At 64.0% G+C, this 19522-nt stretch carries 19 protein-coding genes; 8 read left to right on the forward strand and 11 right to left on the reverse strand.

The window, feature by feature from the left end:
* Positions 1 to 9 precede the first annotated feature (9 nt).
* The 3 genes from CUJ90_RS21850 to ehuR all read right to left on the reverse strand — a co-directional run bounded on the left by CUJ90_RS21850 (position 10) and on the right by ehuR (position 3563).
* Entirely contained in the window at positions 10 to 1011 is a 1002-nt protein-coding gene (locus tag CUJ90_RS21850) for a cyclodeaminase (protein WP_114163930.1), read from the reverse strand.
* The gene (gene eutB, locus CUJ90_RS21855) at positions 1008 to 2012 is read right to left on the reverse strand and encodes a hydroxyectoine utilization dehydratase EutB (protein ID WP_114164676.1); all 1005 of its coding nucleotides are present in this window, start codon (positions 2010 to 2012) and stop codon (positions 1008 to 1010) included. The genes CUJ90_RS21850 and eutB overlap by 4 nt, the downstream gene beginning before the upstream one ends.
* Before the next feature lie 153 nt (positions 2013 to 2165).
* Positions 2166 to 3563 (reverse strand): MocR-like ectoine utilization transcription factor EhuR, encoded by a 1398-nt coding sequence (gene ehuR / locus CUJ90_RS21860; protein ID WP_073432167.1) that lies wholly within the window; start codon positions 3561 to 3563, stop codon positions 2166 to 2168.
* Between the two features lie 232 nt (positions 3564 to 3795).
* Between ehuR and ehuB the strand changes: the two genes are divergently transcribed.
* The 4 genes from ehuB (at position 3796) to ehuA (ending at position 6987) form a co-directional block, all read left to right on the forward strand.
* A complete protein-coding gene (ehuB, locus tag CUJ90_RS21865; protein WP_114163931.1) occupies positions 3796 to 4650 on the forward strand; it encodes an ectoine/hydroxyectoine ABC transporter substrate-binding protein EhuB in 855 nt (284 codons plus the stop codon).
* Between the two features lie 134 nt (positions 4651 to 4784).
* Complete coding sequence (gene ehuC / locus CUJ90_RS21870) at positions 4785 to 5444, forward strand: ectoine/hydroxyectoine ABC transporter permease subunit EhuC (RefSeq protein WP_073432153.1); 660 nt, start codon at positions 4785 to 4787, stop codon at positions 5442 to 5444.
* Positions 5441 to 6100, forward strand: coding sequence for an ectoine/hydroxyectoine ABC transporter permease subunit EhuD (gene ehuD, locus CUJ90_RS21875; RefSeq protein ID WP_073432152.1), 660 nt, complete (start codon positions 5441 to 5443; stop codon positions 6098 to 6100). Before ehuC ends, ehuD begins: the two co-directional genes overlap by 4 nt.
* A gap of 62 nt (positions 6101 to 6162) precedes the next feature.
* Entirely contained in the window at positions 6163 to 6987 is an 825-nt protein-coding gene (gene ehuA, locus CUJ90_RS21880; RefSeq protein WP_083083086.1) for an ectoine/hydroxyectoine ABC transporter ATP-binding protein EhuA, read from the forward strand.
* Between the two features lie 58 nt (positions 6988 to 7045).
* On the opposite strand, the gene CUJ90_RS21885 is transcribed toward ehuA, so the two are convergent.
* From CUJ90_RS21885 to CUJ90_RS21905, 5 genes are all read right to left on the reverse strand, one after another.
* Positions 7046 to 8449: an MFS transporter gene (locus CUJ90_RS21885; RefSeq protein WP_073432151.1), complete on the reverse strand. Its 1404-nt coding sequence runs from the start codon at positions 8447 to 8449 to the stop codon at positions 7046 to 7048.
* A gap of 218 nt (positions 8450 to 8667) precedes the next feature.
* Positions 8668 to 9432: a phosphocholine cytidylyltransferase family protein gene (locus tag CUJ90_RS21890; RefSeq protein ID WP_114163933.1), complete on the reverse strand. Its 765-nt coding sequence runs from the start codon at positions 9430 to 9432 to the stop codon at positions 8668 to 8670.
* A gap of 25 nt (positions 9433 to 9457) precedes the next feature.
* Positions 9458 to 10477, reverse strand: a complete 1020-nt coding sequence (locus CUJ90_RS21895; RefSeq protein ID WP_073432149.1) for a flippase-like domain-containing protein — start codon at positions 10475 to 10477, stop codon at positions 9458 to 9460.
* Complete coding sequence (locus CUJ90_RS21900; RefSeq protein WP_073432148.1) at positions 10474 to 11295, reverse strand: HalD/BesD family halogenase; 822 nt, start codon at positions 11293 to 11295, stop codon at positions 10474 to 10476. Before CUJ90_RS21900 ends, CUJ90_RS21895 begins: the two co-directional genes overlap by 4 nt.
* Positions 11296 to 11299: 4 nt before the next feature.
* Positions 11300 to 11992 (reverse strand): CDP-alcohol phosphatidyltransferase family protein, encoded by a 693-nt coding sequence (locus CUJ90_RS21905; protein WP_083082798.1) that lies wholly within the window; start codon positions 11990 to 11992, stop codon positions 11300 to 11302.
* Between the two features lie 240 nt (positions 11993 to 12232).
* On the opposite strand from CUJ90_RS21905, the gene CUJ90_RS21910 reads away from it, so the two are divergent.
* A complete protein-coding gene (locus CUJ90_RS21910; protein WP_073432146.1) occupies positions 12233 to 12661 on the forward strand; it encodes a hypothetical protein in 429 nt (142 codons plus the stop codon).
* Positions 12662 to 12933: 272 nt separating this feature from the next.
* Here the strand turns inward: CUJ90_RS21910 and CUJ90_RS21915 are convergent, their stop codons facing one another.
* Positions 12934 to 14886 carry a PhoX family protein gene (locus CUJ90_RS21915; protein ID WP_073432145.1) on the reverse strand — a complete coding sequence of 651 codons (1953 nt, stop codon included), beginning with the start codon at positions 14884 to 14886 and terminating at the stop codon, positions 12934 to 12936.
* A 217-nt stretch (positions 14887 to 15103) separates the two neighbouring features.
* Positions 15104 to 15634 (reverse strand): hypothetical protein, encoded by a 531-nt coding sequence (locus tag CUJ90_RS21920; protein WP_073432144.1) that lies wholly within the window; start codon positions 15632 to 15634, stop codon positions 15104 to 15106.
* Between the two features lie 627 nt (positions 15635 to 16261).
* Here CUJ90_RS21920 and CUJ90_RS21925 point away from each other — a divergent pair.
* From CUJ90_RS21925 to CUJ90_RS21935, 3 genes are all read left to right on the forward strand, one after another.
* Positions 16262 to 17413: a porin gene (locus tag CUJ90_RS21925; protein WP_073432143.1), complete on the forward strand. Its 1152-nt coding sequence runs from the start codon at positions 16262 to 16264 to the stop codon at positions 17411 to 17413.
* 289 nt (positions 17414 to 17702) lie between these two features.
* Positions 17703 to 18059 (forward strand): sugar ABC transporter ATPase, encoded by a 357-nt coding sequence (locus CUJ90_RS21930; protein ID WP_084561516.1) that lies wholly within the window; start codon positions 17703 to 17705, stop codon positions 18057 to 18059.
* A gap of 141 nt (positions 18060 to 18200) precedes the next feature.
* Positions 18201 to 18716, forward strand: coding sequence for a metal-dependent hydrolase (locus tag CUJ90_RS21935; RefSeq protein WP_073432141.1), 516 nt, complete (start codon positions 18201 to 18203; stop codon positions 18714 to 18716).
* A 3-nt stretch (positions 18717 to 18719) separates the two neighbouring features.
* On the opposite strand, the gene CUJ90_RS21940 is transcribed toward CUJ90_RS21935, so the two are convergent.
* Positions 18720 to 19520, reverse strand: a complete 801-nt coding sequence (locus tag CUJ90_RS21940; protein ID WP_235004993.1) for an AraC family transcriptional regulator — start codon at positions 19518 to 19520, stop codon at positions 18720 to 18722.
* Positions 19521 to 19522: the final 2 nt, after the last annotated feature.

Raw genomic sequence — 19522 nt, forward strand, 5'->3', positions numbered from 1 at the left:
CGTGCCCTCTCAGCCCTTCACGTCGTTGCGAAAAATCGTTCCCACGCCCGCGCTGCGCGCTCGCTGCAGCGCGAGCGCCGCGATCGCGGTGTCCTGCGCGCCGGTGCCGGTCAGGTCGCAGATCGTCACGTCCGAATCGTCGACGCGGCCCGCGGCCTGTTCGGCGATCACCTGGCCCAGTTCGGTCACGGCGGCGTCGGCGCGCATCGTGCCCGCATTCAGCGCGTGATGCAGTTCGCCGAGCACGCGCGTCTGCTGCGCGCGGTCGCAGATATAACGCGCCGCCGCCAACGCATCGGGCGCGATCTCGTTCTTGTGTTCGGCGTCCGAGCCCATTGCCGTGATGTGCAGACCCGGATGCAGATGCGCCGCTTCGATCAACGGCGTGCGGCTCGGCGTCGTGGTGATGGCTACGTCCGCCTCGGCCAACGCGTGATGAACGTCGCGCGCGACCTCGCAGGGCACGCCCAGCGATGCGCTCATCTCTTCGGCGAAACGCCGCGCATTGGCGGGATTGCGCGCCCACACGCGCACGTGTTCGACGCGGCGTACGAGCGTCAACGCCTGCAACTGCAAACGCGCCTGTTCGCCGGCGCCGAGCACCGCGACTTGCGGCGTGTGCTGCCTCGCGAGCCAGCGCGCGGCGACCGCGCCCGCGGCCGCGGTGCGCACGGCGGTCAGATAGCCGTTGTCGAGCAGCACCGCCTCGGTCAAACCCGTCTTGGCGGAAAGCACCAGCATCAGCCCGTTGAGGCTCGGCAAACCGAGCGCCGGGTTATTGAAAAAGCCGGGGCTCACCTTGATGGCGAAACTGTCGAAGCGCGGCAGGTACGCGGTTTTCACGTCCACTTCGCCGTTGTGTTCGGGCAGATCGAGCCGGAGGATCGGCGGCATCGCGACGGCCTCGGTGGCGAGGGCGAGAAAGGCCGCTTCCACCTGGTCGATCGCGGCGCGATCGAGCGGCACGAGTTCGCGAAGCTGCGCTTCGCCAAGGAGCGTGATCGAGGTCATAGAGGATTGAGCGGGTCGGATTGCACCGGCGTGGATTCGACGATGCGGTGATGCAGCTTCATATCGATGTTGGCGCCCGTCACGATCAGCACGAGCGGACCGCGTTGAATGCGGTCGGCCGGCAATGCGCCGTCGAGCAGCGCGGCGATTCCGACCGCCGCCGCGCCTTCCACGACGAGCCGCTCGTGCCGGTACGCATGGACGATGCCGCGCGCGATCGACGCCTCGTCGAGCAATACCGTCTCGTCGATCAGATCGCGCGTGAGCGCATACGTATAGCGGTTTTCGAGGCCGATGCCGCCGCCGAGCGAATCCGCAAGCGTTTCGACTTCGTCCACGAGGACGGGCCGGCCGGCCGTGAGGCTCGCGTGCATCGCGGCGCCGCGCGCCATCGTCACGCCGGTCAGACCGATCGCGCGATTCGCATTTTTAGCGGCGAATGCAACGCCCGCAAAGAGCCCGCCGCCCGATAGCGGCACGACGATATTCGCGACGTCCGGCAATGCTTCGACGATTTCGAGTCCGATCGTCGCCTGGCCCGCGATCACGTGCAGATCGTCGAACGGCGGCACGTAGGCGAAGCCTTCCTCGCGGACGAGCCGCAGCGCTTCGTGTTCCGCGTCGTCCTGGCTGTTGCCGACAATGCGCACTTGCGCGCCGAGCGAGCGCACCGCCTCGACCTTGTTGCCGGGCACGAGCGCCGACATGCACACCGTTGCTTCGATACCCAGCGCGCGCGCCGCATGCGCGACGGCGCGGCCATGATTGCCCGTGGAGGCGGTGACGACCTTGCGGCAGCCTTGTTCGGCGAGACGCGCGAGCGCGTTGGTCGCGCCGCGCAGTTTGAAACTGCCGGTGGGTTGCACCGTTTCCAGCTTGAGAAAGACCTGCGTACCGGCTGCGGCCGACAGCGTCTGCGATTCGATCAGCGGCGTGCAAACGGCGCGCCCCTCGATACGGCGACGCGCGCGATAGACATCGGCTAGCGACAGTACGGACATGAACTCGGCCTTGCACGAAAGGATTCGGTGCCGATGCCGCCGCGCCTGCATGAGTGGGCTGATTGCGGCCGCATCGTCTTCAATGCAGCCCAGTCTAATGTTCTAAAAAACGATTTCTATTGTCCTAGTTCATTTCGTTTATGTCGCTCGCTCTCACGTGAAATCGTGCACCTGCGGGTACTGCTCGAACACGTCGCGCATGATTTCCAGCGCGCCTTTATAGGTCTCTTCATTCACTTCGGCGCCGACGCAAACGCGCACCGCGTTCGGCCGGTCCGCGCCGCGCACGAGAAAAGGATCGGGCGAGGTCACGGCGATATCGCGGTTGCGCAACTCCCTCACCAGCCTGTCCGCCTGCCAGTGATCCGGCACGCGCAGCCACGCCGACAACGCCTGCGGATGCGCGCCGAGCACGTAGCTGCCGAGCGTCTGCTGCAATTGCGCCTGACGCCGCCCCAAGCGTTCGCGTTGTATCTGCACCAGACGTTCGGCCGTGCCGTCGACGATCCAGCGTGTCGCCACTTCGGCCATCGGCGAGGTCGCCATCCAGCTACTCACGCGCAGCACGCTTTCGGCGCGCAGCGCGAGCCGCCGCGGCGTGGTCAGATAGCCGATGCGCAAACCGGTCAGCACCGATTTGGTCATGCTGGTGCAATAGAACGACAACTCCGGGATCAGGCTCGATATGGGCGTGGCGGCCTTGGCGGGCAAAGGGCCGTAGACGTCGTCCTCGATCACGTACACGCCGTAGCGCTCGGCAATGCGCGCAATCGCGCGGCGCCGCGAATCCGGCATCAGCGCGACGGTGGGATTGTTCAGCGTGGGCGTGCAGACGAGCGCGGTGATGCGCTCGCTGTCGCACATCTCCTCGAAGTGTTCGGGATGAATGCCGTACTCGTCGATCTCGAGACCCTTCAGCGTGAATCCCAGTACATTCGCGGAGCCGATCACGCCGTGGTCGGTGAGGCTTTCGCACAGCACCGTGTCGCCGGGGCCGACGAGCGATGCCAGCGCGAGGAAGATGCCGTGCGCCGCGCCGTTCGTCACGAGCAGCGTGTCGGGCGAGGCGGGCATGCCGAGCGACGCGAGCCACGCCATCCCCGCCTGCCGATGGTGCTCGAAGCCGGCAATCGGCCGGAACGCACGAATCCACGGTTGATCGTCGAGCGTGGAGAGCGTCGCGCACACCTTGCGCCACATGGCGTCGTGCTCCGGCGTATGCACGATGCGCGCGATCGAAAAGTCGACCACCGAGCGCTCGGCCGTATCGAGCATGTAGCTCGACATGGTTTCGGTCACGCGCGCCGCCACGAAGCTGCCGCGCCCCACTTCGCAGCGGATCAGCCCCTGGCGCTCCAGTTCCTTATAAGCGTTGGTGACCGTCTGCACGCTGATCGCCAGTTCCGCGGCCACGTCGCGCTGCGGCGGCAGGCGCGCGCCGGCCGGCAACGACGCGCTCTCGATGTCGCCGGCAATCGCCTTCACCAGCCGTTTATATTTCGATTCCACGCCATGCACCGCGCGCACGGCCTCCCGCCACTGCTCGATCAACGCTGCCTCCACGGTTCCAGGCCCCCGCCCTTGTCTGCTTCGACTTCCATAGTGCGGCCAAACGATACGGGAAAATTATTGTCCTAGAGCAATCGCAAACAAAAAAATGGCTTTGTATGCTGCGTTCACGGGTTCGACGCGATGCAAGCGGATCGCGGGCAACGCAAGCCCTTTCGGCTGCCGCACCGCATGATGCGGCGCGGCATTCACCACGCCACACAATGGGATCGATATGAAAGCGAAGCGCACTTCACGACTGCTGGGAGCCCTCTGCGTCGCGGCAGCGGCTCTGGCGACGCAGGCGCAACATGCGTCGGCGGAAACGACGTTGCAGCGCATCCAGCGCACCGGGGAAGTGCGCATCGGCTATGCGAACGAATCGCCGTTTGCCTACACGACGCCTGACGGCAAGGTGACGGGCGAATCGCCGGAGATCGCCCGCAAGATATTCACCAAGATGGGCGTGAAGAAAGTGGACGGCGTGCTGACCGAATGGGGCTCGCTGATTCCCGGCCTGCGCGCGGGCCGCTTCGACGTGATCGCGGCCGGCATGTACATCACGCCGGAACGCTGCAAGCAGGTCGCGTTCGCCAATCCGCAATACCAGATTCAGGACACGCTGCTGGTGCTGAAGGGCAATCCGAAGAATCTGCATTCCTACGCCGATATCGGCAAACAGTCCGACGTGAAGCTCGCCGTCATGGCCGGCGCGGTGGAACTCGCCAATTCGCGCGATGCGGGCGTGAAGGATGCGCAGCTCATGCAGGTGCCCGACACCACCGCGCAATTGCAGGCGGTGCGCGCACGCCGCGCCGACGCCGCGGCCGGCACCGCGCTGACGATGAAGGGCCTCGCCGCGAAAGCCTCCGACCAGGTCGAGGCGGTCGCCAAATTCACGGACGATCCGAAGCACATCGGCTACGGCGCGCTCGCGTTCCGTCCCGAGGACGCCGATCTGCGCGACGCAGTCAATCAGCAATTGCAGGTATGGCTCGGCACGCCGGATCATCTGCAAACCGTGGCGCCCTTCGGTTTCGACAAGACGAATCTGACCACGCGCACCGCCGCCGAGATTTGCGGCAAGTAATCCTCAACCGAGCGCAACGGCTCGCCCACCGAGCGCGCATTCACCCGAAGTCCGCACGCGCCGGCATGCGCCGGCCGTGAAGTTCCCTCAGGCGCGTGCAACCGCACGCGCCGTCATGCAAGCGAGGAACCGCCATGCGTGAACTGTTTCCCCTGTTGCTCCAGGGCACGCTCGTGACGATCGAGATCGCCGCCTGCGCCACCTTGCTCGCCATCGTCATGGCGTTTGTCGCGACCGCCGCCAAGCTCGCGCCGTGGACGCCGCTGCGCTGGCTCGGCAATGCCTACGTCGAAATTTTTCGCGGCACCTCGTTGCTCGTGCAGCTTTTCTGGTTTTTCTTCGTGCTGCCGCTGCCGCCGTTTCGCATCGAGATGACGCCGTTTACCGTGGCGATCGTCGGCCTGGGTCTGCACTATGGCGCCTACGGTTCGGAGATCCTGCGCGGTGCTCTGCGTTCGGTGCCGGGCGGCCAGTTCGAGGCGGCGCTCGCGCTCAACATGTCGCCGCTTTCCAGAATGCGCCGCATCATCCTGCCGCAAGCGATGATCAACGCGCTGCCGCCCGCCACCAACCTGATGATCGAATTGCTGAAGGGCACCTCGCTGGTGTCGCTGATCACGCTGTCGGACCTGACGTTTCGCGCCCGCCAACTCGACGAGGCGACCTTCAAGACCGCGGAGATTTTCGTGCTCACGCTGGTTATCTACTTCGTGCTCGCGCAAATCCTCGTCGCGCTGATGCGGCATTTCGAGCGCCGCGTGAGTCACGGCATCATTCAGAGGGCCGTCCGATGAACAGCTTCTTCGACCTGCATTACGCGGAGCAGATTCTGCCGGCGCTGCTGCGCGCGTCGATGTACACGATCTTCATCACGCTGATCGGTTTTGCGATCGCGCTGGTGCTGGGGCTCGTGCTGGCGGTGCTGCGGCGCAGCCCGATCAAGCCGCTCGCGCGGACGGTCGGCTTCATCGTCGAATTCATTCGCAGCACGCCGCTGCTGATCCAGGTGTATGTGCTGTTCTATGTGCTGCCGGTGTACGGCATCACGATGTCGGCGCTGACCGCGGGCACGGTCGGGATCGCGCTGCACTATGCGTGCTACACGTCGGAGGTATATCGCGCCGGCTTGAACGGCGTGGCGCGCGGCCAGTGGGAAGCGGCGTGCGCGCTGTCGTTGTCGCCGTGGCGCACCTATAGCGGCGTGATTCTGCCGCAGGCGATTCGTCCCGTGATTCCGGCGCTCGGCAATTATCTGGTGGCGATGTTCAAGGACACGCCGGTGCTCTCCGCGATCACCGTGGTCGAATTGATGCAGCAGGCGAAGAACATCGGTTCGGAAACGTTTCGCTACCTTGAACCGATCACGCTCGCGGGCATTTTCTTCCTGCTCATCAGCGTGAGTTTCGCGCACCTCGTGCGGCGGCTCGAATACAGCTTGAGGCTGCCATGACCGTGAAAACCGACCTCGACATCCCTACCCCGCCGCATGCGGACCTATCCGTGGAGAAACCGATGAAACGAGACGATCCCGCCTCAGTACTTGTCCCGCAGGGCGGCACCCAGGAGGAGCCGATGGTGCGCTTTGCCGGCGTGACGAAGCGCTACGGCGCGCTCACGGTGCTCGACGCGCTCGATCTGGAAATCGGCCGCAACGAGAAGGTCGCGATCATCGGCCCGAGCGGCTCCGGCAAATCGACGCTGTTGCGCGTACTGATGACGCTCGACCCGCTGACCGACGGCATGATCGAAGTGGACGGCGAACCGCTCACGCACATGCGCAAGAACGGTGTGCTGGTGCCCGCCTCGCTCAAGCATTTGCGGCGCGTGCGCAGCAAGATCGGCATGGTGTTTCAGAGCTTCAACCTGTTCCCGCACATGACCGCGCTCGCCAACACGATCGAAGCGCCGATGCAGGTGTTGGGGCTCTCGCGCAAGGAAGCGACCGAGCGTGCGCGCGATCTGCTGTCGCTGGTCGGGCTGGAGGATAAATGCAATCACTATCCGTCGCAGTTGTCGGGCGGTCAGCAGCAGCGGGTGGCGATTGCCCGCGCGCTCGCCATGCGTCCGAAAGTGATGCTGTTCGACGAGGTCACCTCAGCGCTCGATCCCGAGCTGTGCGGCGAGGTGCTGAACGTGATCCGGCGACTCGGCAGCGAGCACAATCTGACGATGCTGATGGTCACGCATCAAATGGGTTTCGCGCGCGAATTCGCGGACCGTGTGTGCTTTTTCTCGCAAGGCAAGATCATCGAGCAGGGGCCGCCGCAGCAGTTCTTCTCCGCGCCCCGGCATGAACGCACGCAGCAGTTCCTGAGAGCGGTGAAGGAAGCGGTTTGATCGAGGTTCCCACCGGGGGCGTCGAGGCTGACAAAAAAACAAAGGCGCCGCTCACGATTCACGCGGTGCCACGGTTGCCGCGCGCGAGTTCATCGCCGGTGCCGTGCGGCAAGCGCGCGGTCACCGGAATCGACATGAACGAGAACAGGCCGACCACGAGAAACGCGGGCCAGAAGTCGGAAAACACGATGGTCGAATGACCCTGCACGTCGTGTGAAATCTGCAGCACGATGCCCGCGATCGTCACGCCGAGTCCCAGCGAAATCTGCTGGATCACGCTCGCGACGCTCGTAGCGCGGCCGATGTCGCGGCTCGGAATGTCCGCATACGCCAGCGAATTCAGCGACGTGAATTGCAGCGACGGGAAGAAGCCGCCGAACAGCACGACGCACCAGATCAGCCAATGCGGCGTACCGGGGAAGAACAATCCATAGACCGCGATGACGAGACCCGCGCAAGCCGCGTTGAACATCAGCACCGTGCGAAAACCGAAGCGCCAGAGAATGCGCGAGGCCGCCGCCTTCATGAAGATCGACCCGAACGCGGACGCGCAGGTGATCGACCCCGACACGAACGCGCTCATGCCCAAGCCTTCCTGCAACGCGAGCGGCAACAGAAACGGCACGGCGCCGAGGCCGATGCGAAACAGCGAACCGCCCGCCACGCTCGCGTGAAAACTCGGAATGCGCAGCAGGCGCAGATCGAGCACCGGCAATTCGACGCGGCTCGCGTAGAGCGCGTAAATCGCCAACAGCAGCACGCCGATCACACACATGCTGACCGATAGGCTGTTCGACACGAGACCGCTGCCGACCAGCGAAAGCCCCAGCATGAACAGCGACGCGCCGCTCGCGGATAACACGAAGCCGGTCCAGTCGAGCCGGCCGGGATGCGCTTCGCGCACGTTGGCGATGTGCCGGTTCGCGAGCCAGATGCCGAGCAGGCCAATCGGAATGTTGATGAAGAAGATCAGACGCCAGTGCAGATACGTCGTGATGAAGCCGCCGAGCGGCGGCCCCATCACCGGCCCGAGCAAGGCCGGCACCGTCAGATAGTTGACCGCGCGGATGAAGTCGGACTTCGGCACCGAACGGAAAATGATGATGCGCCCCACCGGCACCATCATCGCGCCGCCGATGCCTTGCACGAAGCGCGCGGCCACGAACATGCCGAGCGAGGTGGAGGCCGCGCACATCAGCGAGCCGGCCATGAAAATGCCGATGGCCGTGCGAAACACCGTGCGTGAACCGAAGCGGTCGGCAACCCAGCCGCAGATCGGAATGAAGACGCCGAGGCCGATCACATACGCGGTGACGGCCAGCTTGAGGGTGATGGGGTCCTGGCCCAGGTCGCGCGCCAGAACCGGCAGCGACGTCACGATGATCGTGCCGTCCACGTTTTCCATGAACATCGCGCACGCGACGATCAGCGGAACGATGAAAGTGCCTAAAGCGAGAGGCATTGGCATGACGACGGGATGCGAGGCCGTCGGTGTAAAGCCGCGATTATCGCATCGCATCCGCGATATATGCTGCCGAACGCGGCTTCTGAACACGGGTTTTATGCCGCGCGTCGATGCCGCGCGCGAGAGTCAAGCGCGCAAGGAAACTTGAAAGACGAGGTGAGCAGCGAAGCGAGGTGAGCCGGCACGCAGCCGACTCACTCTGCCATGCGGAAGATTTAGCGCGACGTGCTGACCAGCGGTTGCAACTGCGGCAGGATCTCGACGTTCGCACGCGCGACGTCGTTCGGGAAGTCGATTTCGATCCACGGCGCGCCGGTCACGTCGGCGGTGTCGAACACCTGGCTGCGTTCCAGCAGCAGGTCGCGCACCGCTTCTTCGTGCGGCAGGTTCGCGCGGCCACTATCAACGTACCCGGCCACGATCTGCGCAAAACGCCGCGCGGTTTCCTCGCGGAAGCGGAAGAACCCAACCGATTCGCCGATGGTGTCGTACTCGAGATTGACGGCAAGCTGCTTGCGCAATTCGACCGGCACGCCGTCTTTCAGGCACAGCTTGACGGGCTCGTCGCCGGCTTCGAAATCACGGTCGATCAACAGGCGGTTAACGGTTTCGCCCGCCACCAGCGCGTGCAGAATGCGCTCGTCGTAGAGCACGTCGGCGTCCATCAGCAGCACGTCGCCGCCGCGCGTCAGCGCTTCGGCCACCGTGTGCACCGTCAGCACGCTGCCCAGATCGAAACGCGTGTTCAGCACGGTTTCCACCGCGTGCGGCCAGTTGATGCGCTTCAACTCACCCTGCACCGATTCCGGCTGAAAACCCAGCGCCAGCACGGCGTCCGTCACGCCAGCGGTTTCGAGCATGTGCAGATGCCGTTCGAGCAGGCTCATGCCGTCGAACTGCAAGAGGCACTTCGGGAACTGGGCTTCCGGCGGTTGCTGGAGACGCAGGCCGAGGCCCGCCGCGAGGATGATGGCACGCATGCGCGGTCCTTTGAAAAGAAACGGATTAATCGGCAACGGGCACGCGCCGCATGGCGCGCCGCCGTTGCCAGCTTCGTTCGCTGAAGTGCAAGACCAGCAGACCCGGCAAGCCTAGCAGGATTTCACGCGCGCGCTTGCTGAGCGACAAGGCCAGCGCCGCGTCCGACGGCAAGCCGACCAGCGGCGCGAGCAGCAGATAGCCGCCCTCCTGGACGCCGAGCGAGCCCGGAATCATGAACGCCGCGCCGCGAATCGCTTGCCCGAGACTTTCGAGCAGCAGCGCGTCGACCCAGTCGACCGGATGGCCGAGCAGGCGCAGCGCGAGCCACACCTCCACCGTGCCGACGATCCAGCCCGCGAGACTCAACGCGAAGCTGACCGCCACGCGGCCGCGCTCGCGGTACATGGCCTGCACGGCGGCGTCGACGGCTTCGGCGCGCGTCATCAGCGCGGACCAGTCGCGCTTGCCGAACAGCTTGGAGACCACGCCGAGCAGCCGGCCGAACATGCCGCGCCGCTGCGCGAAGTAGAAGCCGACGATCATCGCGCCCAGCACGCCGGTGGCGATCAGCGTCGCGGTTTGCAGGTCGTGCAGCGCGCCGTGCGCCGTGTAGGCGCCGAACAGCAGCAAGCCGAGCAACGCGAAGATGATTTGCGCGAGCGCTTGCGCGGTCGTGCTGACGGTGATCGCGGCGGCCGCGTCGCGCATGGGCATGCCGCGCTGCGAGAGTTGCCGCACCATCACCACGGGCCCGCCGATCTGGCCGGCCGGCAACAGACTGTTCACCGATTCGCCGACCCAGCGCGCGAACAACGCGTCGCGCAGCGACAAATGATGATGCGCGCGCTCGGGATGCCGATGCAGCAGCACTGAGATCGCGCCAGCGTCGAGCGCGAGCGGCACGAGATGGAACGCCGCGACGAGCGCGAGCCCCCAGCCCGCCGCGAGCAGCGTCGAGGCGACCGAACCGAAACCCTGCCACGCGAGCAGCCCGACGAACAGCGCCGTCCCGATCGACAACAGAATCAGAGCCGCGCGAGTCATGCGCGGTCCTTGCGGCGGTGAGTCATTTGACGGAAAACCTGGCGAAAACCGAAGTACGCGATCGCGTCCTTCATGTTCGAGATCAAGCGGCGCCACGGGCGCATGTTCGCGTCGGTGACGTATTCGAAAGTGAGCGACACGCGCATTTCATTCGCGCCGGCCGGCGTGATGCGATGGCGCAGCTTGTCGCCGTCGAAAAACACGAGGCCGCCCGGCGGGATTTGCACCGAGCCCGGTTGGTCCGGCACGTCAGGATTGCGCGTGTGCAGTTCGTAGTCGAGGCGGCACGACGATTCGTCGATCACGCCGAGCAGCAGCGTATAGCGGCGGCCGTCATAGTACGAAGTATCGTAGTGCCAGCCGATGTGATCGCCTGCCCGCGTGTAGTAGTAGAGCGCATATGCGTGCGGGTCGTCGGCGGGCGAGAGTTGCAGCTTGTCGCCGCTTAGTTGCTCCAGCCAGCCGATCAGCTCCTTCGAGCGATACAGCTCCGCGATGAACGGCGCGAGGCGGTCGATCGTATGGCGGCTCACGCTGCCGCCCTGCTTGTGCCCCGGCAGATAGTTGCGGTTCACCTCGTCGAGCAGGCCGTGCGCGCTTTGAATCAACTGGGCGGTGACCTCGGGCGCGAGGAAGTCTTCCAGATAGAGGAAGGCGCCCTGATCGGCGAACTGCCTTGCGAGGCGCGGCGTATCGAACGCGCGCGTGCGGCTTGCGACCGCGCGGTCGGCATTGGGCGCCGGCGCAACCGGCGACGAGGCCGGGGAATCTTCAACTGAAATTGGCGCGATCACGTCGTCTTCGGCGTGCGTACTCATTCACTTAGCCCACATTTGACTGTTTTGGAAAGCCGCTGGCGGCCTCGGCCGGGCGCGCGGCGCGGCGCGTCACGCGCCAGTAGTCGACCACCACCCAGATTGCGAACAGCGGCGCGCCGATCGACGCGGCCACGACGAAGGGCATCACCACGCTCGTCAGCGTGACGAGGGGCAGCAGATACAGCACGTCTTCGGTTTCGAAGCCGCCGACCGATGCCTGCTTCGTGCCCGCCTTGCCGGCCATTTCCTCGATACGCATGCGCAGGAAGAAAATCACCGCGACGGCAATACCGGCCACGGCGCCGAGCCAGCCCGACGATACCGGCAAGCCGCCGATCCGCGTGGCGCCTACACCGATACCCATGCCGACAAACAACAGGATGGTGACGATCGCATCGCTGGCAAGGTCGTAAAAATGACCGATACGGCTCGACTTGCCGCCGATGCGCGCGAGTTCGCCGTCGGTATGGTCGACGAAATTGGACAGTACGATCAGCAACGCGCCCGCATTGGCCCATTCGAATCCGCCACGCGCAAGACAGAGCGCGCCAGCCACACCGATCATCAAACGCAGCGTGGTCAGATGATTGGGCGTGATGCGCGTGTTGACGAGCGGCGTGACGAGCCGGCGGGCAAGCCGCGCGTCCCATGTTCTGGGCGGCGGAACGTTCGTGGGAGGCAGGGGGCTCGAATTCATAACCCGGAAATATATACGGGATCGTGAAATATTGCTTTCTTCCCGTAGGTTTCTTTGAGGTGCGTTCATTACCGCTTCATGTCCGTCGTGAAGCAGGATTTGCCGAACCGGGATAAAGTGCGGGTCGAGTTGCGCCCGCCACGCTGATCGCCTAGATGCGCAACGCTCCTGCGGGTCCAGGCATCCATGCGCTACCCGTTGTGAATACACTACATCGAATAGGGGTCGCCGTTCACGCTCATGAAACGTTTTTTTTCCGTGCTTCTCGCACTCGCCGCCGCGCTGCCGCTCATCGCTTATGCCACCGTCCTCGATGCGCCGCTCGCCTGCAATGAGAGCGGCCATCAGTTCATCGCGGATCTTGCCGAGCAACGTGCCATCGATCCCAAGCCGTGGCGCGTGGAAAGCAATTCGATCAACGCATTTACGCCGGCGTCGGGCGCCGATCTGAGCGCGTTCGGTTTTCATGTGTTCGCGGTGGTCGGCTACGAAAAAGACGACCCGATGTTCCGGGTCGGCGATGGCGAACCGGTCGCCAGTTCGGCCTACGGCGTCGTGGTGTTCGGCAGCGAATCCAAGGTGCGCAACGCCGTGGCCGGCACCGGCAGCACGGCGATCGTGCATCGTGTCGCGCCGCTCGTGACGGCGATTTTTTGCAAGCGGAGTTGAGGGGAGCGGTGGTCGCGGCGTGGCACGAATGGCCGGTTGGCTAGTGTTGCCGCGATCTGCCGGGAAGGCATGGTCGCGGCGGATGGATTTTTCGCGGCCTGCAAGGGCGTCCATCTGCCTCGTGCATTTACCTCATGGTCAGCAGGATCCAGCCGTGCTGGTTGAAGTCGAGTCGGTTCACACCGACCAGGCGCAACCGCGAAGTTATGAGGCCCCGACGCGGGGCCTCACCTCTTTCGTCTCTGCCAGCGCGGGTTTCGCGCCATTCGCCCTTACAACTTGATCCCCGTCGGATCCGCCGTCAGATATCCCACGGTCGCGCCGAAGCGGTCCTTGTAGTTCGCCCGCACCAGCGGATCGAGCGTCGCCTGGACCTTGTCGTGCAGCGGACTTTCCCAGTCGCCGACGTGCTGGAAGTTGCTCATCACGTAGGTCCAGCCGTTGATTTCGTCGACCGCGTGCAAGCCCGTCGATTCCGCGCCCGCCGGACACGACAGCACGCGCGAGAGCGTCTTCGTGTCGACGTTGTACGCCCACAGGAAGTTGTTCACGTGCATGCCGCTGTCCTCGCCGATGAACAGCGTGCGCAGTTTTTCCGAGAACTTGAGGTTGTCCGGGTTCGCAATGCGGTCCGGGTTCGCGGTGTTGCCGAGCGCGTCGGCGGCGGCGAGATCCTGGCCCACCAGCGCCGCGGGCGGCGCCATGTCCACCGGCACCCACTCGCTATTGATCGCGCCGCCGCTGCGATCGAGCTGGCCGCCCTTCATGTTCAGCGCGTACACCGCGCCCGCGCTGATCGCCTTGTCGACGGCGACATCGGTCGACGCGACGTTGCCGCGCACCATCGATTTCTCGACGCGCGACATCGCCGAATACAGCACCTTGTCCTTGATGTCGACCGTCGTGCCCTCGAGTTTCGTGAAACCCATGCTGCCGCCGGCGAGCGCCGCGTAGCGGTGCGTCTCGAGGAAGGTCGCCGCCTTGGTCATGCCCGGCTTGATGCGCACCCAGTTGAAGGTGCCGTTGTAGTTGATCTTCGTGTAGCTCGTATCGAGCGGGTCCTTGGTCGCGACGTCCAGAATGTCGGCCGCGGTGAGCTGATTGGCGAGCGTTTCGATCTCGGCGCTGGTCGCGTGGCCCAGGTTGATCCACGAAAGCGTTGCCGCGCCCGCGCCGCTCGAGGACACCTGCGTCCACTTCGCGACATACAGCGTGCCCGCGGACAAATCGGCTTCGCGATCCGCGATGAACATGAACAGACCGCCGTTGGTCGCGTCGTCGCCCATCAGTACGGTGCGCTTGTCCGGCATCACCTGAATCAGTTCGTGCGAGATGCGGCCGAGGCAATAGTGCTTCCTGATCGTGCCGGTGCCGTCGGGATTCACGGTCACTTCCGGCAAATGCCCGTAGTGGTACGGATTCGCGGTCGTTTCGTTGCCGAAGAGGCTGCGGCTGAAGCCCTTGAACTGGCTATTGGCCGCGATCGTCGTCGCGTCGGGTTCGTACTCTTCGCTCGACAGATGCGTGTTCCACGGCGACAGGCTCGCGCCGCAGGTGATCCACAAGCCGTGCGCCGGCGACGTATCGACGTTGTGATAGCCCACCAGCGTGAGCTTGCCGGTAGCCGGGTCCTGATCGAGCGTCAGCACCGCGATCGGCGACGGCAGTTGGCCGTACATCGACTTGAGGCTTTGATCGCGCGTCGCGTATTCGAACTGCACCACGGCGAACACCGCGTTGCCCTTGAGGCCCTTCACCGTCGGATTGTCGAGTCGAATCAGCGAACTGCCGTCCGGGCAGTCCGAATAGAACTGGCGCTCCTTACCCGCGACCGAGGTGTCGATGATCGGCTGATTGTTGATGTCGAAATAGCCGCCCGCCAGGATCGTGCCGCCCTTGATGTTCGGCACGCTGTCGCCGGTGATGAAGAACGGCTGATAGGCGAGCTTGAAGGTGCGGCTGCTGCCGTCGCTCAGTTGCACGGTGAGAGTCGAGCCGACCGTGGTTTTCGCCATTGCGGCGGGGTCGGCCAGCGTGGGCGCGGCCATGCTGTTGAAGGCGGCCGAGACGAAGTTGGCCACGGGTTTGACCGGCGTCGCCAGGTCGTCGCTGCCGCCGCACGCGGTGAGCATCGACGCCGTGGCGAGACCGCCCAACGGCAGCATCGGTACACCGGCAAGTAGTTTCAGGGCTTTACGGCGGGAAAGATCGAGCGGCTCTGCCATGTTGTCGTGATCCAGGGTTTCGGTAGCGTGGGGAAATGCACAGTCGGCACGCACTCAAAACCGCATGGTTCACGCTCGCGCCGCTATGACGCGAGGATTCTATGAAGCGAATGTGAAAGTATATTGACAGCTTGCGGTAATACCTTGATTCGCCTTTCGTCGGCGATCGGTTGGCTGAACCGGACCACGTCGCCTTTAACCAGGACTTAACCCGGACTCAACCCGGACGGCGAAATCCGTTTTCGACCCAAGCCGCCGCGCTCGCCTTGCTGAGCTTGAAGTTGGGCGCGACCTGCACTTGCGCGAGTTGCTCGCCGAACGTGTCGAGCGCGGTCAGCAGCGCATACGGCTCGTCTTCATCCGGCACGATGTCGAGCGTGACGTCGAGTTCGTCGTTGCCGTCGGCGGTCGCCACCCGCACTTCCTTATGCAGTTGCGCGCGCAGTTGCTGCTCATGGCGGCGCAGCACTTCGGAGGCGGTCTTCACCAGCGTGTTGAACGCCGACGTGTCGAGCGGCTTCGGGTCCTTCTTGTTGCGGCCCATCGTCCACGGCCCGACGAGCGCCGGTTCGGCCTCGCCGTCCTTGATCATCTCGACGGCCCAGCCTTCGTCGTCTTCGTTCTTGATGACGCGCGCGGTCCAGCCGTCGTCGCGCCACAGACGCGCTTCATGCAGCGGTTCGTCCATCGCGGGCGCGCCTTCCGTGATATCAGCGGCGTCGGACGATGGAAGGGGGGTATCGGTCATTGCAGGTTCACTCACGTTCGCGGGGCGGAGACATATTTCGAACCTGCGATTCTACCCGTGCCGCAAGCGCCCGACGCGCTCCCCTGACGAACGGACAAGCCAGGACGGGCATTTCGCCCATCGACATATTCCATTTCGCTATGCGCGGGAACTTATAAACCGGTTATAAAAAAGACGCAAAAAAACGCGGCCCGAAAGCCGCGCGTAAAAATGAAAAAGGCAACCCTTGGTTAGAGGGCAAGCCATTGTAGAACTGCAATTAGCCGCAATAGACCATGCGAATGGGAACACTGCATTGCGCGAAACACAGTGAATGACCCACGCCGCGGCGACATGCGCGACAACCTGCCGCATAAGCACGCCACGTGCGGCGTCGCGAGTCAGCAACACCGCATGCATTGACAAACTCAGCCTCGAATCCACACATGATCGGATTGTTCTTTATTTACTCGCACTTACACAATTCAAATTCGCCATTACCGATTCGAGAATTCATTGTTGCGTCATATGCGATTAAACATCGGAATAGCAGGCATACACTTCGCAGCGGATCGTCAGGCACCCGACGAAGTCGGCGATAAGCACTGGAATGCGATTCTCTATGCACTGTCCCGGAGTTATCTCAACATGAAAAAAACCCTCATCGCAGCAAGCCTCATGGGCGCGTTTGCCATCACCGCTCATGCACAAAGCAGCGTCACGCTGTACGGCACGTTGGACGCCGGTCTCGTGTACTCGAACAACCAGGGCGGCCACAGCAATTGGCAACAAGGTAGCGGTTCGGTGTCGAACACCTACTTCGGCCTGCGCGGCAGCGAAGATCTCGGCGGCGGTCTGCACGCGATCTTCACGTTGGAAAGCGGCTTCAACCTGAACAACGGCCAGTTTTCGGAAAACAGCACGATGTTCAATCGCCAGGCTTACGTCGGCCTGAAGAGCGATCAGTACGGCGCGTTGACGCTCGGCCGTCAATACGATTCGGTGGTCGATTACCTCGCGCCGTTGTCGGAAGCGGGCGCGGGCTACGGCAACAACCTGGCCGCTCATCCGTTCGACAACGACAATCTGGACAACTCGTTCTCGATCAAGAACGCCGTGAAGTACACGAGCGCGAACTACGCGGGCCTCAAGTTCGGTGGCCTGTACGGCTTCAGCAATTCGGCCGGCCAGTTCTCCAATAACCGCGCGTGGAGCGCCGGCGCCTCGTACGATAACGGCCCGTTGAGCTTCGCCGCGGCTTACCTGCAACTGAACAAGTCCGGCAGTTCGAACCTGAGCGGCGCCGTCTCGCAAGGCGACGGCACCGCGGCGATCGCAGCGGATCTGCAACGCACGTACGGCGCGGGCATCAACTACACGTACGGCCCGGCAACGGCAGGTTTCGTGTACACGCATACGCAACTCGACGGCATCAGCGGCGTGAACGTCGGCGGCACGACGCTGCCTGGCATCGCGGGCACGAACCTGCACCTGGACAACTACGAAGTGAACGGCCGTTATGCGCTGACGCCGGCATTGAGCCTCGCTGCTGCTTACACGTTCACCGACGGCAAGCTGTCCGGTTCGAACGGCTCGGGCGATCCGAAGTGGCACACGGTGTCGCTGCAAGGCGACTACTCGCTGAGCAAGCGTACCGACGTGTATGTGGAAGGCGTGTATCAGCATGCATCCGGCGAACTCGGCAACTTCGGTTCGAACGTGGCGGCAATCAATACGCTGGCGCCCTCCTCGACCGGCAATCAGGTTGCCGCGGCTGTGGGCCTGCGTCACCGCTTCTAAGGTCTTTTCGTTTGGCAAGTGCGAGGCGGATATCCATCCGCTTGGCAATCAAAAACCCGCGCGCGACATAATCGCGCGCGGGTTTTTTTCATGGGACCGCGTTTCGACGCGGCAAGGGTGACGCCGCAAGCGTGCGATCGGTATACTGGGTCCGGCTGCCTTCCTTGCCGCGAGTTCGTTGCGGCGGAACGGCGGCTTCGTCGCGAAGCATGGCGTTGTTTCAAATCGCGTCGCGCTTCGCCCGCGCACCAGGTTCCCACGCACCACCGGGGACGCCGACGACCGAACCATGAAAAGACTTCTTCTGCCTGTTGCCGCTGCCGCCGTGATCGCTTCGCTCGCTGCCTGCGGTTCTTCCAGCGGCCCCACCGCTCACGATGCGTCGCAACCGATGATCTACGTATCCTCGCCGCGCGCCCCGGCCTATATCGCCAATTGCCTTGAAAGCCGTTTGTCGCGTGTGCGTATGTCGCGCGTAGGCGGAGCAACCGAGATCGCGGTCGGCTCCGATTCGAACAACTCGTACTTCGTCACGTTGACGCCGTTGAACGCCGGTTCGGTCGTCAAGGTGACGCATCCCGCGAATGCGCCGGATGATCCGCCGGAACCGGAAATGCGCTTCAGCATCGCGCGCTGCGCCACCTGACGTTTGCACCACAGCGCGATGTTTTGAAGGCCACGCCGATACGCCAATTTATATCTGGCGTGTCGGCTATTTTTTTATCCGCTCATCTGCGAACATAGCCGCCCCTTGTCTTTTATGCGGCGGCGCCGTGCCGCGAGTTCGATGGCATCCAGCAAAGCACATCATGCAACCGGTTTTGCAGCCGGCGTCATCGCGGCGGCCATTGTCACGCGCATCGGCGGCGGCGGTTCGTTTCATATCGGCGTGTTGCTGAGCTTTATCGCCGGGATGGCGGGAAGCACGGCGCCGGATTGGCTGGAAGTGGCGTGGTGGTCGCGGGCGCGGCGGCTGTGGATCACGCATCGCACGTTGACGCATTGGGGCCTCGGATGGCTCGCGCTGCTCGCGGTTTCTTATCACTGGCTCGGGCATTCGCTCTATGCCGCGCCGGCGTTCGGCTTCGCTTGCGGCGGGTTGATGCATTTGCTCGCGGATTGGCCGAATCCCCTCGGCGTGCCGTGGATTGCCGGGCGGCATTCGCTCAATCTGTGGAATAGCGGTCGCTGCGATTTGATCGTGGTGGGCGCTTCGTGGGTCGCGGCATGGTTTGTCGGCGCGCACGCCTGGTTGCCTGGCGCACAGGCGGCGGCCTTGCTGCGGCATCTGAGAATCGGCTAGGCGTTACCGCATGGCGGCCGCATAGTTGGCGGGCGTCACGCCCAACAGCCTCACGAACGCCCTCGTCATGTGACTCTGATCGGCGAAACCCGCCGAAGCCGCCGCGTCGGCAAGGGTCGCGCCGCGCGCGATCAACTGCCTCGCCAGCACCACTCGCCGCTGCATCCGGTACGTGTGCGGCGGCAATCCCATCTCATGCGCGAAGGCTCGCAGCAACTGAAAGCGGCTCATGCCGGTATCGGCCGCGAGATCGGCAAGCGTGAGCGGTGACGACGGGTCGTCGTCGATGCGCGCTTTTGCTCGCGCGACCGGCCCGAGCGAACAGGTCGACACCGAACCTGCCGGATGCGTCGCATGCGCTCGCACCAGATGCCCGAGCAGTCCGAGCAACGCTTCCTCGCGCACCAGATCGTCGGGCACTTGCGGCGCTTCCACGGCAACGGCGAACAGCCGCTCGAACAGACGTTTCAGCAACGGATCATGCGCCACCGGCTGCGTGAGTTCGATCTCGCGCGCCGCCGCGCCGGTCAGCTCACGAGCGACGCCGGCCAGCAGCGACGGCTCGAAGTACAACATGCGCCATGCGCGGCCACGCTCGTCGAGCGGACTGCCGTCGTGCACCTCGCCGGGGTTGACCATGATCGCGTCGTTCGCGCGCGCTTCCACCATGCCGCGCCCGCTCGCCGACCGATGCCCGCCGCTGACGATCACGCCCACGCCGAAACGGTCGTGCGAATGGCGCGGAAACGCGTGCGCCGTTTGCGCCACGGTCGCCTCGACGCCGCTAATCGCGCAGCGAGGCATGT

It is taken from the genome of Paraburkholderia terricola, from assembly GCF_003330825.1.
Lineage (GTDB): Bacteria > Pseudomonadota > Gammaproteobacteria > Burkholderiales > Burkholderiaceae > Paraburkholderia > Paraburkholderia terricola.

What these genes read in the sequence shown, in the direction of transcription:
- CUJ90_RS21890 (WP_114163933.1), bottom strand. Translation starts at nt 9,432, where the DNA reads ATGCGTGCCATCATCCTCGCGGCGGGCCTCGGCCTGCGTCTCCAGCAA.
- ehuA (WP_083083086.1), top strand. Translation starts at nt 6,163, where the DNA reads ATGAAACGAGACGATCCCGCCTCAGTACTTGTCCCGCAGGGCGGCACC.
- CUJ90_RS21935 (WP_073432141.1), top strand. Translation starts at nt 18,201, where the DNA reads ATGGCATCCAGCAAAGCACATCATGCAACCGGTTTTGCAGCCGGCGTC.
- CUJ90_RS21905 (WP_083082798.1), bottom strand. Translation starts at nt 11,992, where the DNA reads ATGAATTCGAGCCCCCTGCCTCCCACGAACGTTCCGCCGCCCAGAACA.
- CUJ90_RS21850 (WP_114163930.1), bottom strand. Translation starts at nt 1,011, where the DNA reads ATGACCTCGATCACGCTCCTTGGCGAAGCGCAGCTTCGCGAACTCGTG.
- CUJ90_RS21925 (WP_073432143.1), top strand. Translation starts at nt 16,262, where the DNA reads ATGAAAAAAACCCTCATCGCAGCAAGCCTCATGGGCGCGTTTGCCATC.
- ehuC (WP_073432153.1), top strand. Translation starts at nt 4,785, where the DNA reads ATGCGTGAACTGTTTCCCCTGTTGCTCCAGGGCACGCTCGTGACGATC.
- CUJ90_RS21885 (WP_073432151.1), bottom strand. Translation starts at nt 8,449, where the DNA reads ATGCCTCTCGCTTTAGGCACTTTCATCGTTCCGCTGATCGTCGCGTGC.
- eutB (WP_114164676.1), bottom strand. Translation starts at nt 2,012, where the DNA reads ATGTCCGTACTGTCGCTAGCCGATGTCTATCGCGCGCGTCGCCGTATC.
- CUJ90_RS21920 (WP_073432144.1), bottom strand. Translation starts at nt 15,634, where the DNA reads ATGACCGATACCCCCCTTCCATCGTCCGACGCCGCTGATATCACGGAA.
- CUJ90_RS21900 (WP_073432148.1), bottom strand. Translation starts at nt 11,295, where the DNA reads ATGAGTACGCACGCCGAAGACGACGTGATCGCGCCAATTTCAGTTGAA.
- CUJ90_RS21895 (WP_073432149.1), bottom strand. Translation starts at nt 10,477, where the DNA reads ATGACTCGCGCGGCTCTGATTCTGTTGTCGATCGGGACGGCGCTGTTC.
- CUJ90_RS21915 (WP_073432145.1), bottom strand. Translation starts at nt 14,886, where the DNA reads ATGGCAGAGCCGCTCGATCTTTCCCGCCGTAAAGCCCTGAAACTACTT.
- ehuB (WP_114163931.1), top strand. Translation starts at nt 3,796, where the DNA reads ATGAAAGCGAAGCGCACTTCACGACTGCTGGGAGCCCTCTGCGTCGCG.
- CUJ90_RS21940 (WP_235004993.1), bottom strand. Translation starts at nt 19,520, where the DNA reads ATGCCTCGCTGCGCGATTAGCGGCGTCGAGGCGACCGTGGCGCAAACG.
- ehuD (WP_073432152.1), top strand. Translation starts at nt 5,441, where the DNA reads ATGAACAGCTTCTTCGACCTGCATTACGCGGAGCAGATTCTGCCGGCG.
- CUJ90_RS21910 (WP_073432146.1), top strand. Translation starts at nt 12,233, where the DNA reads ATGAAACGTTTTTTTTCCGTGCTTCTCGCACTCGCCGCCGCGCTGCCG.
- CUJ90_RS21930 (WP_084561516.1), top strand. Translation starts at nt 17,703, where the DNA reads ATGAAAAGACTTCTTCTGCCTGTTGCCGCTGCCGCCGTGATCGCTTCG.